General features: G+C 65.0%; 12 protein-coding genes. 8 read left to right on the top strand and 4 right to left on the bottom strand.

Features of this window, described 5'->3' with window-relative positions; genetic code table 11:
• Positions 1 to 8: 8 nt before the first annotated feature.
• The gene (locus tag CAG33_RS04990; protein WP_085585057.1) at positions 9 to 551 is read left to right on the top strand and encodes a DUF2937 family protein; all 543 of its coding nucleotides are present in this window, start codon (positions 9 to 11) and stop codon (positions 549 to 551) included.
• Between the two features lie 30 nt (positions 552 to 581).
• On the opposite strand, the gene CAG33_RS04985 is transcribed toward CAG33_RS04990, so the two are convergent.
• Positions 582 to 1496, bottom strand: a complete 915-nt coding sequence (locus CAG33_RS04985) for a LysR family transcriptional regulator (protein ID WP_085585055.1) — start codon at positions 1494 to 1496, stop codon at positions 582 to 584.
• A 146-nt stretch (positions 1497 to 1642) separates the two neighbouring features.
• Here CAG33_RS04985 and CAG33_RS04980 point away from each other — a divergent pair, with 146 nt between their 5' ends.
• From CAG33_RS04980 to CAG33_RS04965, 4 genes are all read left to right on the top strand, one after another.
• Positions 1643 to 2929 carry an MFS transporter gene (locus CAG33_RS04980; protein ID WP_085637182.1) on the top strand — a complete coding sequence of 429 codons (1287 nt, stop codon included), beginning with the start codon at positions 1643 to 1645 and terminating at the stop codon, positions 2927 to 2929.
• A gap of 76 nt (positions 2930 to 3005) precedes the next feature.
• Positions 3006 to 3758, top strand: coding sequence for a 5-oxoprolinase subunit PxpA (locus tag CAG33_RS04975; RefSeq protein WP_085633096.1), 753 nt, complete (start codon positions 3006 to 3008; stop codon positions 3756 to 3758).
• Positions 3755 to 4459, top strand: coding sequence for an allophanate hydrolase subunit 1 (locus CAG33_RS04970; protein ID WP_085585049.1), 705 nt, complete (start codon positions 3755 to 3757; stop codon positions 4457 to 4459). Before CAG33_RS04975 ends, CAG33_RS04970 begins: the two co-directional genes overlap by 4 nt.
• Complete coding sequence (locus CAG33_RS04965; RefSeq protein WP_085637179.1) at positions 4456 to 5379, top strand: biotin-dependent carboxyltransferase family protein; 924 nt, start codon at positions 4456 to 4458, stop codon at positions 5377 to 5379. The genes CAG33_RS04970 and CAG33_RS04965 overlap by 4 nt, the downstream gene beginning before the upstream one ends.
• Positions 5380 to 5624: 245 nt before the next feature.
• On the opposite strand, the gene CAG33_RS04960 is transcribed toward CAG33_RS04965, so the two are convergent.
• The 3 genes from CAG33_RS04960 to CAG33_RS04950 form a co-directional block, all read right to left on the bottom strand.
• Entirely contained in the window at positions 5625 to 6803 is a 1179-nt protein-coding gene (locus tag CAG33_RS04960) for a VWA domain-containing protein (protein WP_085585044.1), read from the bottom strand.
• Between the two features lie 12 nt (positions 6804 to 6815).
• Complete coding sequence (locus tag CAG33_RS04955; RefSeq protein WP_085585042.1) at positions 6816 to 7661, bottom strand: MoxR family ATPase; 846 nt, start codon at positions 7659 to 7661, stop codon at positions 6816 to 6818.
• A 238-nt stretch (positions 7662 to 7899) separates the two neighbouring features.
• Positions 7900 to 8979, bottom strand: a complete 1080-nt coding sequence (locus tag CAG33_RS04950; RefSeq protein WP_085585040.1) for a DUF748 domain-containing protein — start codon at positions 8977 to 8979, stop codon at positions 7900 to 7902.
• Between the two features lie 139 nt (positions 8980 to 9118).
• Here CAG33_RS04950 and cysK point away from each other — a divergent pair, with 139 nt between their 5' ends.
• From cysK to CAG33_RS04935, 3 genes are all read left to right on the top strand, one after another.
• Positions 9119 to 10093, top strand: coding sequence for a cysteine synthase A (gene cysK / locus CAG33_RS04945; protein WP_085585038.1), 975 nt, complete (start codon positions 9119 to 9121; stop codon positions 10091 to 10093).
• Positions 10094 to 10280: 187 nt separating this feature from the next.
• The gene (locus tag CAG33_RS04940; protein ID WP_085633046.1) at positions 10281 to 11219 is read left to right on the top strand and encodes an aspartyl/asparaginyl beta-hydroxylase domain-containing protein; all 939 of its coding nucleotides are present in this window, start codon (positions 10281 to 10283) and stop codon (positions 11217 to 11219) included.
• A gap of 448 nt (positions 11220 to 11667) precedes the next feature.
• Positions 11668 to 12528, top strand: coding sequence for a DMT family transporter (locus CAG33_RS04935; protein ID WP_085585034.1), 861 nt, complete (start codon positions 11668 to 11670; stop codon positions 12526 to 12528).
• Positions 12529 to 12534 lie beyond the last annotated feature (6 nt).

The following is a 12534-nucleotide window of genomic DNA, read 5'->3' as shown; positions in this document are numbered from 1 at the left end:
ATCCTGCGATGTTGCTCAGTTATCTGCGGCTGGTGTTGTTTGCGGCGGGCCTGTTGGTCGGTGTCCAGGTGCCGGGGTTCATCAACGACTACGCCAAACGGGTCGAGGCCCACCTGATCGAGGCGCAGACCGGCCTGCGCGGCTTCCAGGGCACCGCCGAGCAGTTCTTCAAGGGTGACCTGCAGGCGCTGGTCGCCCACTACCGCGCCAGCGAAGACCCGGTGTTCCGCAGCGACGCCGACAGCCTGAGCACCTTGCTCAACCGCCAGCTCGCGCTGGACAAGCAGTACCAGGCGATGCAGGGGCCGTGGTACATCCGCTTCCTGCAAGTGGTGCTGGCCGCCGATCCGGACATCCGCAAGGAAACCTGGAACGGCTACAGCTACCAGATCCTGTTGACCCCGGAGGCGATGGTCTGGGGCATGGGCGGGGCGATGCTGCTGTCGTTCGGCCTGGAATGCCTGTTCCGCCTGATCGACTGGGTGGTGCTGGGCGGCAAGCGCCTGCGCCAGAGCCGGCCGATCGAGGAACGCGACCTGCGCGGCCTCTGACCTGACTGCCCCACGCCCAGCGTGGGGCAGTCATTTCGACAGGACGATGTAACCCTCGCCCACCTTGCGCGCATACGCCTCCAGCACCTGCTGGCACAGGGTCACGATGTCCTCGACCCATTCCACCCCGATCCGCCACGACACCACCACCTGCAGGTCCTGCGGCCGCTGCGCGATGTCGAGCAGGGTCAGTTCTCCCCGCGCCAGTTCCTCGGCCACCAGCACCGGCGGCAGGGCGCCGATGCCGAAGCCGTCGCGCAGCAGGCGGGTGATCGCCGACACCGAGTTCACGCAGTTCAGCCGTGGCGCCGGCACGCCCTCGGCCTGCATCAGCGCGAGGATGTCCTGGTGGGGGCGGGAGTTCTTCGAGTAGGTGATGATCCGCTCCTGCGCCAGGTCCGCCAGGCCCGTGTAGTCGCGGTTGTAGATCGATTGGCTGGCGACGATCCAGCCGACCGGATGGCTGGCCAGCGCCAGGCTGCGCACGCTTTCCTGGCGCACCAGGTCGGTCTGCAGGATCAGGTCGAGAAAACCCTTTTGCAGCTGATCGCAGAGGTTCAGCGACGTATCCGCCACCAGCTCGATTTCCACCCGGGGGTACAGGTCGGTCATCTGCGCCACCAACGGGCTGAGCCAGGTGTGGATCACCGTGTCCATCACGCCGATGCGCACCCGGCCGACCTTGCTGGAGCGGGTTTCGATCGACTGCTTCAGCGCCTGCATCGTGTCGAGCATCCGCTCGGCGTATTCCAGCACCTTCAGGCCTTCGGGCGTCAGGCTGACGCCCCGGGAGTCGCGCACGAACAGTTTCACCCCGAGTTCGCCTTCGAGCACCGCGATGCGGCTGGAAATCGAGGCCTGGGTGGTGAACAGCTTGTCGGCGGTCAGGCGAAAGCTCTTCAGGCGGGCGACCCAGACAAAGGTCTCGAGAAACTTCAGGTTCATGGGATCAAATTTTTCTTATGGCTAGGGCGGGTTTTTATTCGTTGGACGCAGCAGGGCGGTGCGCCCAAGAATCGGCGCATGCGGTTCCCACGATAGGCGTCGTCGGGACTACGAACAAGACCAATAAAAGCCTGCGGAGACTTGCCATGAGTGCGCCCGACACCCTCGATCACCCCAAGACGGCGGCCCGCCCCGGCCCCTTCGACTGGTACCGCAACATCAACAAGCAAGAGCGTCGCACCTTCTGGAGCTGCAAGATCGGCTACGGCCTCGACGGCATGGACACCCAGATGCTCAGCTTCGTGGTGCCGACCCTGATCGCGATGTGGGGCATCACCACGGGCCAGGCCGGGCTGATCCACACCAGTACCCTGATCGCGTCGGCCATCGGCGGGTGGGTGGCCGGGATCCTCTCCGACCGCATCGGCCGCGTGCGCACCCTCCAGCTGACGGTGCTGTGGTTCGCGTTCTTCACCTTCCTCTGCGGCTTCGCCCAGAACTACGAGCAACTGCTGATCGCCCGCACCTTGATGGGCTTCGGCTTCGGCGGCGAATGGACCGCCGGCGCCGTGCTGATCGGCGAAGTGATCCGCGCCAAGGACCGCGGCAAGGCGGTGGGCATGGTGCAGTCGGGCTGGGCCTTGGGCTGGGGGCTGACCGCGATCCTGTATGCGCTGCTGTACTCGGTGCTGCCGGCCGAAGACGCCTGGCGGGCGCTGTTCATCCTCGGCATCGTGCCGGCGGTGTTCGTGGTGTTCGTCCGCCGCCTGGTGAAGGATCCGGAGATCTACCGCGAAGCCAAGGCCGCGCAAACCCCGCAGAACCCGTCCAGGTTTTATGAGATCTTCGCACCCGGCATGCTCTTCACCACGCTGCGCGCCTCGCTGCTGACCACCGGTGCGCTCGGCGGCTACTACGCGATCACCTCTTGGCTGCTGACCTTCCTGAAGAACGAGCGCGGCCTGAGCGTGCTCGGCACCGGTGGATACCTGGCGATGGTGATCGTCGGTTCCTATGCCGGCTATGTGATCAGCGCCTATCTGACCGACCTGCTGGGGCGCAAGAAGAACTTCATCCTGTTTGCGGTGGGTTCGTTCACCATCGTGCTGCTCTACACGCAGATGCCGGTCAGCAATGGCGTGATGCTGTGGCTGGGCTTTCCGTTGGGCTTCTTCGCCTCGGGGATCTTCAGCGGCATGGGCGCATTCCTCACCGAGCTGTTCCCGACCCGCATCCGCGGCTCCGGCCAGGGCTTCTGCTACAACGTCGGCCGGGCGCTGGCGGCGCTGTTTCCTTTGCTGATCGGCCTGCTCAGCCAGAAGGTGCCGCTGAGCCTGGGCATCGGCGCCTTCGCGGCGGTGTCCTATGGCGTGGTGATTCTCGCGGCGCTGAGCCTGCCGGAAACCCGCGGCAAGCAACTGGACGCACAGTAACTGATAACCTGCGGGGCGCTGCCTGACGGCAAGCGTCCCACGGCAGAAAAAGATCAAAGCTACAGGAGTGTTCACCGTGAACCGCCTGCTATTGAATTGCGACATCGGCGAGAGTTTCGGCAGCTGGACCATGGGGCTGGACGCCGAAGTGATGCCCTTCATCGACTGCGCCAACATCGCCTGCGGTTTCCACGCCGGCGATCCGGGCATCATGCGCAAGACCGTGAGCCTGGCCCTGAGCCACGGGGTGAAGGTCGGCGCGCACCCGGCCTATCAGGACCTGGTGGGGTTCGGCCGGCGTTCCATGGCCTACAGCGCCCAGGAACTGCAAGACATCCTGCATTACCAGATCGGCGCCCTCGACGGCATCTGCCGCGCCCAGGGCGGGCGGGTGAGCTACGTCAAACCCCATGGCGCGATGTACAACGACATGATGGCCAACCCGGCCCAGCTGCGGGCGGTGATCCAGGCCGTGGCGGCGTACGACCGTGCGCTGCCGCTGATGCTGATGGCCACCCGTGACAACTCGGCGGCGCAGCAGTTGGGTGACGAGTACGGCGTGACGCTCTGGTTCGAAGCCTTCGCCGACCGCGCCTACGACAACGCCGGGCGGCTGGTGTCGCGCCAGTTGCCCGGCGCGGTGCATCACGATCCTGAAACGGTGGTGCGGCAGGCGCTGACCATCGCCCGCGGCGAGTTCCTCGTCGCCAGCGACGGCTCGGATCTGCTCCTGCACGCCGACACCCTGTGCGTGCACGGCGACAACGCCGCTTCCGTGGCCGCCGTGCAGCGCATCCGCCAGGCCTTGGACGAGCAGGGCGCGTCATGAACCCACGGGTGGAAGTGGTGGCGCTGGATTGCCTGATGGTGCGCCTGTTCGATGAGATCGCCGAGGCCAACATGCCGTGGATGCTGGCCGCCGGCGAGCGGTTGCGCGCAGTGTTCGGTGATTGCCTGATTGATCTGGTGCCGTCCTACACGACGCTGATGGTGCATTACGACCTGACGGCCCTGAACCCGGCCCAGGCGCGGGAGCGGATCGCCGAAGCCCTGACCGGGCTGTCGCCGAACACGGGTTCCGCGGGCCGCTGCCATGTGCTGCCGGTCTGGTACGACCTGAGCGTCGGGCCGGAGCTGAGCTTGCTGTCCCGGCGCAGCGGGTTGACGGTGCAGGAGGTGATCCGCCGCCACAGCGCACGGGAATATCAGGTGTTCGCCCTCGGTTTCGCCCCGGGCTTCGCCTTCATGGGGCTGGTGGAAGAGGCGCTGGCGGCGCCGCGGCTGGACACCCCGCGCAAGAAGGTCGCCGCCGGCAGCGTCGGTATCGCCGAGCGCCAGACCGCAGCGTATCCGGCGGTGTCCCCCGGCGGCTGGAACCTGATCGGCCGCACCCCGGCCAGGCTGTTCGACCGCGACCGAGACGGCTACAGCCTGATGCAGCCCGGCGACACCGTGCGGTTCGAGGCGGTGAGCCATGCCGAGTTCATCCGCCTCGGCGGTGACGACACGCCACTGGAGGCCCTGGCATGAGCCGATTGTTGATCGAAGCAAGCACACCGCTGTGCCAGTTGCAGGATGCGGGGCGGTTCGGCGTGCGCCATCTGGGCGTGACCCAGGGCGGCGCGGCGGACTGGCGCTCGATGGCCTGGGCCAACTGGCTGCTGGGCAACGGGCTTGACCGGCCGGTGATCGAGATCACCCTCGGCGGCTTTGCCGTGGTGGCGCAGCACGACTGCGTGCTGGCGCTGGCCGGGGCCGACCTCGGCGCCCGTATCGACGGCGAGCCGCTGCTGCCTTGGCGCAGCTTCACCTTGCGTCGGGGGCAGACGCTGCAGTTCACCCAGCCGCTGAGCGGCGCCCGCGCCTATCTGGCGGCGCCCGGCGGTTTTGCGGCGGCGCAGGTGCTGGGCAGTTGCTCGACGGTGGTGCGCGAAGAACTGGGCGGCCTCGAGGGCAGGGGATTGCCGTTGGCCAAAGGCGCGTTGCTGGACTGTGACGATGCGACTTTGCCGGTGCGTGAAGTGCCGCTTGAGCATCGGCCGGACCTGGCCCTGAAGGCACCGCTGGACCTGGTGCTGGGCGCGCAGATCGGCGAATTCAGCGGGCAGAGCCTGTTCGATGCGTTCAACCGTGCCTGGACGCTCGACAGCCGGGCCGACCGCATGGGCATCCGCCTGCTGGGCACGCCGTTGCAGTACCAGGGCCGGCCGATGATTTCCGAAGGCATTCCCTTGGGCGCGGTGCAGGTGCCGCCGGACGGCCAGCCGATCGTGCTGCTCAATGACCGGCAGACCATCGGCGGTTACCCGCGCCTGGGCGCGTTGACGCCGTTGGCGCTGGCGCGCCTGGCGCAATGCCTGCCGGGGGCGCAGGTACGGTTGCGGCCGGTGGTGCAGGACACCGCGCACCGTGAGCAGGTCGAGTATCTGCGGCGCTTCGTCGAACGCTGAGGGCTTTGTCGGCAGGTGCCGTTGGCGGGCAACTGTCGCGGCGTCATCACCGACGCCATCGCCAGCAGGCTGGCTCCCACAGGTTTCGTGGCGTAAGCAAGGTTTGTGGACGGCCGGGATCACTGTGGGAGCGGCGGTGCGACGATTCGACGTGCCCGCGAAGAGGACGGGACATCCGGCACCGGGGTGTCAGACCGGGCGCCATCGCCAGCCTGCTGGCGATTGCGCCCGTCCGGGCGACGAAGTCATTTGGACAGGAAGCGCATCCCTTCTTCCAGCCCGCGCAACGTCAGCGGATACATCTGATCCTCGATCAGGTCGCGCACGATGTTGGTCGAGGAGGTGTAGCCCCAGGTGTCTTTTGGATAAGGGTTGATCCAGATGAGCTTCTTGTACTTCTCCATGAAGCGCTGCATCCACACGTAGCCCGGCTCTTCGTTCCAGTGCTCGACGCTGCCGCCGGCCTGGGTGATCTCGTAGGGCGCCATGGCGGCGTCGCCGATGAAGATCACCTTGTAGTCGGCGCCGTACTTGTGCAGCAGGTCCATGGTCGAAGTGCGCTCGGAGGTGCGGCGCATGTTGTTCTTCCACACCGACTCATAGATGAAGTTGTGGAAGTAGAAGTACTCCAGGTGCTTGAACTCGGTCTTGCAGGCCGAGAACAGTTCCTCGCAGATCTTCACATGGGCGTCCATCGAGCCGCCGATGTCGAACAGCAGCAACAGCTTGACCGTGTTGCGCCGCTCCGGACGCATCTGGATGTTCAGCAGGCCGGCGTCGCGGGCGGTGTGGTCGATGGTGCCGTCGATGTCCAGCTCTTCCGCCGCGCCCTGGCGGGCGAACTTGCGCAGGCGGCGCAGGGCGACCTTGATGTTGCGGGTGCCCAGCTCCACGGAGTCGTCGAGGTTCTTGTACTCGCGCTGATCCCAGACCTTCACGGCCTTGCCCTGACGCTTGCCGGCGTCGCCGACCCGGATGCCCTCGGGGTTGAAGCCGCCGGAGCCGAACGGGCTGGTGCCGCCTGTGCCGATCCACTTGTTGCCGCCGGCGTGGCGTTCCTTCTGTTCTTCCAGGCGTTTCTTGAACTCTTCGATCAGCTTGTCCAGGCCCCCGAGGGACTGGATCTGCGCGCGCTCCTCGTCGGTCAGCGAGCGTTCGAATTCCTTGCGCAGCCAGTCTTCGGGAATCAGCGCCTGGAGGTGGTCGTCGAGCTTCTCCAGGCCGTTGAAGTAGGCGCCGAACGCGCGGTCGAACTTGTCGAAATGGCGCTCGTCCTTCACCAGGATCGCCCGGGACAGGAAGTAGAACTCGTCCATGTCGGCGAAGGTCACGCGCTGCTTCAGCGCGTTGATCAGGTCCAGCAGCTCGCGCACCGACACCGGCACCTTGGCTGCGCGCATTTCGTTGAACAGGTTGAGCAGCATGGCGTCAGCCTCTTAGCGGGTGCCGCGACGGCTCATGAAAGCCAGTCGCTCAAGCAGTTGCACGTCCTGCTCGTTCTTGACCAGGGCGCCGGCCAGCGGCGGGATGGCCTTGGTCGGATCGCGCTCGCGCAGCACCGCTTCGCCGATGTTGTCGGCCATCAGCAGCTTGAGCCAGTCGACCAGTTCGGAGGTCGAGGGCTTCTTCTTCAGGCCCGGCACCTTGCGTACGTCGAAGAACACGTCCAGCGCTTCGCTGACCAGGTCCTTCTTGATGTCCGGGTAGTGCACGTCGACGATCTTCTGCAGGGTGGTGCGGTCGGGGAAGGCGATGTAGTGGAAGAAGCAGCGGCGCAGGAAGGCGTCCGGCAGCTCTTTCTCGTTGTTGGAGGTAATGATGATGATCGGGCGCTTCTTGGCCTTGATGGTCTCGTCGATCTCGTAGACGTAGAACTCCATCTTGTCGAGTTCCTGCAACAGGTCGTTGGGGAACTCGATGTCGGCCTTGTCGATCTCGTCGATCAGCAGGATCACCCGCTCCTCGGACTCGAAGGCTTCCCACAGCTTGCCTTTCTTCAGGTAGTTGCGCACGTCGTGCACCTTGTCCACGCCCAGCTGCGAGTCGCGCAGGCGGCTGACCGCGTCGTACTCGTACAGGCCCTGGTGGGCCTTGGTGGTGGACTTGATGTGCCAGGTGATCAGCTTGGCGCCGAACGACTCGGCCAGTTGCTCGGCGAGCATGGTCTTGCCGGTGCCCGGTTCGCCCTTGACCAGCAGCGGCCGCTCCAGGGTGATGGCGGCGTTGACCGCCAGCTTCAGGTCATCGGTGGCGACGTAGGCCTGGGTGCCTTCGAACTTCATCTGCAAATCCTCGAACGGTGACGCCGGCCTGAACGGGCAGGGCGGGACGAAAAAACGGATGGCCCGACTATAACGCGCAGCCCGGCCGACTGTGAACGCAGACGGCGTATTCAGTCTCTGAATGGAGCGTCACATGTTGACTCGGTTTCGGCCGATGGATGGCATCGGCGACGGTTGCTTGGCCGGTCTGCCTTTGTGGCGAGGGAGCTTGCTCCCGCTGGGCTGCGCAGCGGCCCCGTCAGTCGCCCGCATCGGGTTTCGGCCGTTCATACCGGGCATTGAACGCCTGGATGAAACCGTTGCGCAGGATCTGCAGAAACGCCTCGAACGCGCTGATGTCCTGGCGGTGGACGCTGCCGTTGAGTTCGACGCGGGTGGCGAACTGATTCTTGCCCTGGTTTTTCAGCACGGTTTCGGTGCCGCCCACCAGCGCTTCCCAGATCGAGCGGAACAGGCCCTTGTTCTTGTCTTCCACGTCCTGCTGCCAATTGAACACATCGACATCGCGCAGCAGCGGCTTGATGTAGCCGCTGAGCCGGGCCTTCTCGGCCCGGGCCTCGATCACCACGTCGCCGTGGCCGGCGTTGAAGTCGAACTTGCCGTAGGCCGAGGCGAAGTCGTTCAGGCGCCTGAGTTCGATGTCCCGGGCGCGAAGGCGGAACTCGAAGTCTTCGAAGTTGCTCAACGGATCGAACGTGGCCAGGGTTTCCAGCGGTGCGTGGCCCAGCAGCAGGGCCTTGCCGTCCAGGCGGGCGTCGCGCTTGCCTTGGGTGTCCGCCACGTTGGTCAGGTTGCGCACGATGGCCTGGACGTGGGTGGCGCTCATGTCGACCGGTGGCTTGGAGTTGAAATTGCGAAAGCGGATGCGTCCGTCGTCGATCTGCACTTCGTCGAGGGTGATCGGCAGCAGCTTGCCCAGTTGGGCGCGCCAGTCGGTGCCCTGGCCGGTCTGGGAATTCTGCTTGTTGGCCCCGCCATCGACGAAGTTCACTTCGGGTTTGACGAATTTGACCCGTGCCACCACCGCATGGTCGTGCCACAGCGAACGCCAGCTGACCGACAGGTCGATCAGCGGCGCGTCGACGAACGGCACCGGCACCTTGCCCGTGACCTTGACGATCTTCAGGCCATTGATCTTGTAGGCGCCGCGCCACAGGGCGAGGTCGACGTCGGTGATCCGGCCGCGGTAGTCGCCCATGTCCGCCAGTTTGTCGTTCAGGTAGTCGCGCACCAGCCAAGGCAGGGCGACGTGCAGGGCGACCAGCAGCGCCACGACGGTGGCGAACGTCCACAGGGGCCAGCGGTAGCGACGTTTCATGACGGCATTTTCCGCAGGGTTTAAAGCGATTGACTGCTGCCCGCCGCAGTCGTTCGACCGGGTCGGGACGGGCTGGACTGGCCGCCGCAACAGGCTTACCTTGGACGGCTGAATCCAACGCTGTCGTAAGGACCCAGCCATGAGCCGCATTTTCGCTGACAACGCCCATTCCATCGGCAACACGCCGCTGGTGCAGATCAACCGGATCGCCCCGCGCGGCGTGACCATCCTGGCCAAGATCGAAGGTCGCAACCCGGGCTACTCGGTCAAGTGCCGGATCGGCGCGAACATGATCTGGGACGCCGAAAGCAGCGGCCGCCTCAAGCCGGGCATGACCATCATCGAGCCGACTTCGGGCAATACGGGCATCGGCTTGGCGTTCGTGGCGGCGGCCCGCGGCTACAAGCTGATGCTGACCATGCCGGCCTCGATGAGCATCGAGCGACGCAAGGTGCTCAAGGCCCTGGGCGCGGAGCTGGTGCTCACCGAGCCGGCCAAGGGCATGAAAGGCGCCATCGAGAAAGCCACCGAAATCGCCGCCAGCGATGCCGGCCGATATTTCATGCCGGCCCAGTTCGACAACCCGGCCAACCCTGCGATCCACGAGAAGACCACCGGTCCGGAAATCTGGAACGACACCGACGGCGCCATCGACGTGCTGGTGGCGGGAGTGGGCACCGGCGGAACCATCACCGGTGTCTCGCGGTATATCAAGAACACCCAGGGCAAACCGATCCTGTCGGTGGCGGTGGAACCGGTGGCGTCCCCGGTCATCACCCAGGCGCTGGCCGGTGAAGAGATCAAGCCCAGCCCCCACAAGATCCAGGGCATCGGCGCCGGTTTCGTGCCCAAGAACCTGGACCTGACGATGGTCGACCGGGTCGAGCAGGTCACCGATGAAGAGTCCAAGGCCATGGCCCTGCGGCTGATGCAGGAAGAGGGCATCTTGTGCGGGATTTCCTGCGGTGCAGCGATGGCGGTGGCGGTGCGGTTGGCCGAGACCCCGGAAATGCAGGGCAAGACCCTCGTCGTGGTGCTGCCGGACTCCGGTGAGCGTTACCTGTCGAGCATGTTGTTCAGCGATCTGTTCACCGATCAGGAGAACCAGCAGTAAGGGCAAGGATTGACTCACGTCAGCCGGGGTTCAGGACACGTGTGTTAAGAAGTGCTTTGTTGCGCAACCCTTAACACTGAATCTTGGCCCGGCGGGTTTTTCCCGGCGCCGGGAGTGTTTATCATGGCCGGCCGCCATGTCGGGCAGATGACATTGCGCAGCGTTGTCTTTTTTCAAGGAGTTGTTGATGACTTTTCCATTGGCCGCCAAGGTGTCGGTGCTGTTGCTGTTCGTGGGCAGCATTCTCTTCGTGCATCTGCGCGGCAAGGCGCGCCTGCCGGTGCTGCGTCAGTTCGTCAACCACTCGGCGCTGTTCGCCCCGTACAACACGCTGATGTACCTGTTCTCGGGCGTGCCGTCCCGGCCGTACCTGGACCGCAGCAAGTTCCCTGAGCTGGACGTGCTGCGCGACAACTGGGAAACCATCCGCGACGAGGCCATGCACCTGTTCGACGAGGGCTACATCCGCGCCGCCGAAAAGAACAACGACGCCGGTTTCGGCTCGTTCTTCAAGAAGGGCTGGAAGCGTTTCTACCTCAAGTGGTACGACAAGCCGCTGCCGTCCGCCGAGGCCCTGTGCCCCAAGACCGTGGCGCTGGTCAGTGCGATCCCCAACGTCAAGGGCGCGATGTTCGCGCTGTTGCCGGGCGGCAGCCACTTGAACCCGCACCGCGATCCGTTCGCCGGCTCCCTGCGCTACCACCTCGGCCTGTCGACGCCCAATTCCGACGATTGCCGGATCTTCGTCGACGGCCAGGTCTACGCCTGGCGCGACGGTGAGGACGTGATGTTCGACGAGACCTACGTGCACTGGGTCAAGAACGAAACCGACAAGACCCGCGTCATCCTGTTCTGCGACATCGAGCGTCCGCTGAGCAACCGCCTGATGACCCGTATCAACCGCTTCATCAGCGCCTGGCTGGGCCGGGCCACGGCCCCCCAGAACCTGGACGACGAACGCGTCGGCGGCATCAACCAGGCCTACGCCTGGAGCAAAAGCTTCAGCGACAGGTTCAGCAGCGCGGTCAAGCAATGGAAACGCCGCCACCCCAAGGCCTACCGCGTGATGCGGCCGGTGCTGGCGGTGGTGGTGCTGACGTTGCTGGGGTATTGGCTGTTTGGGTGATACCCGGCCGCAAACGAAAAAGCCGCTCCCGATGAGCGGCTTTTTCATGCCCGTGAATCCGGGGCGACGTGCGCGGCGTTCGATCGTCGCGCCCAATCGTTGCATTCTGTGTCACCGGCTGGTTATAGTCGGCCCTCGTGAGCTTCAGGCTCACCCCTCCAATCTGCAAAGAAGATCAGTCCAGATGCCTGCATCCCCAGTCAACGCGGTAGTCGATCCGGCGGTCAACGCTGGCGTCGTGCCGTGCGGGAACCGGCAGCCTGTGCAGATCAGTCATTACCCTCCACCACCTGTCAGTGGCACGCCGGTGCGCGCAGTCGCACCGCCACCGGGCGTCGGGGTTTCGGGCTGATCGGCGTTTTCCGCCGTCCCCCGTGCCCGCCCGGAAAAACCTACTGAATTTCAGCTTCGGCTGAGTTGGCTATTTGCCTGACTACAGGTGGCATGCATGTTTGTCCTTTCGAAAAAATCCGCGCTCGCGGCGGCGTCCACGAGCCTGTTCGTCCTGCTGTGGAGCAGCGGGGCGATCTTCTCCAAATGGGGCCTGGCCCACGCGTCGCCCTTTGCCTTTCTCCTGCTGCGTTTTGTGATCGCCCTGTGCGGGCTGGTGCTGCTGGTGCCGTTGCTCAAGCTGAAGCTGCCTGCCGGCGGCAGGCCGATGCTGTATGCGCTGGCCACCGGCGTGGTGTTGCTGGGAGCCTATCAGATCTTCTATCTGCTGGCCCTGGACCGCAAAGTCACGCCGGGGGTGATGGCGACCGTCATGGGCGTGCAGCCGATCCTGACGGTGGCGATCATGGAGCGTCAGCGTTCGGCTTCGCGGCTGTTCGGCCTGGCGCTGGGGCTGGCGGGGCTGGTGATGGTGGTCTACCAGGGCATCGGCCTGGCCGGGATGTCATGGGCCGGCATGCTGTTCGGCCTGCTGGCGTTGGCGAGCATGACGTTCGGCTCGATCATGCAGAAGCGCATCACCGACAACCCGCTCGGCACGCTGCCGGTGCAGTACCTGGCCGGATTGCTGCTGTGCGGGGTGTTCGTGCCGTTCCAGCCGTTCCATTTCGAGCGCACGGCGGGGTTCATCGTGCCGGTGCTGTGGATGGGGCTGGTGGTGTCGGTGCTGGCGACACTGTTGCTGTACCGGCTGATCGCCCGGGGCAATCTGGTTAACGTCACCAGCCTGTTCTATCTGGTGCCGGCGGTCACGGCGGTGATGGATTATCTGATCTTCGGCAATCGCCTGGCGATGCTGAGCGTGCTGGGGATGGCGTTGATCATCGTCGGCCTGGTGTTCGTGTTCCGTAAGGCCTGACGGCGG

The organism is Pseudomonas sp. B3(2017) (assembly GCF_002113595.1).
Lineage (GTDB): Bacteria > Pseudomonadota > Gammaproteobacteria > Pseudomonadales > Pseudomonadaceae > Aquipseudomonas > Aquipseudomonas ekonensis.
Note: the sequence above shows the minus strand (reverse complement) of the source record. Positions and strands in the feature narration are given on the sequence as shown.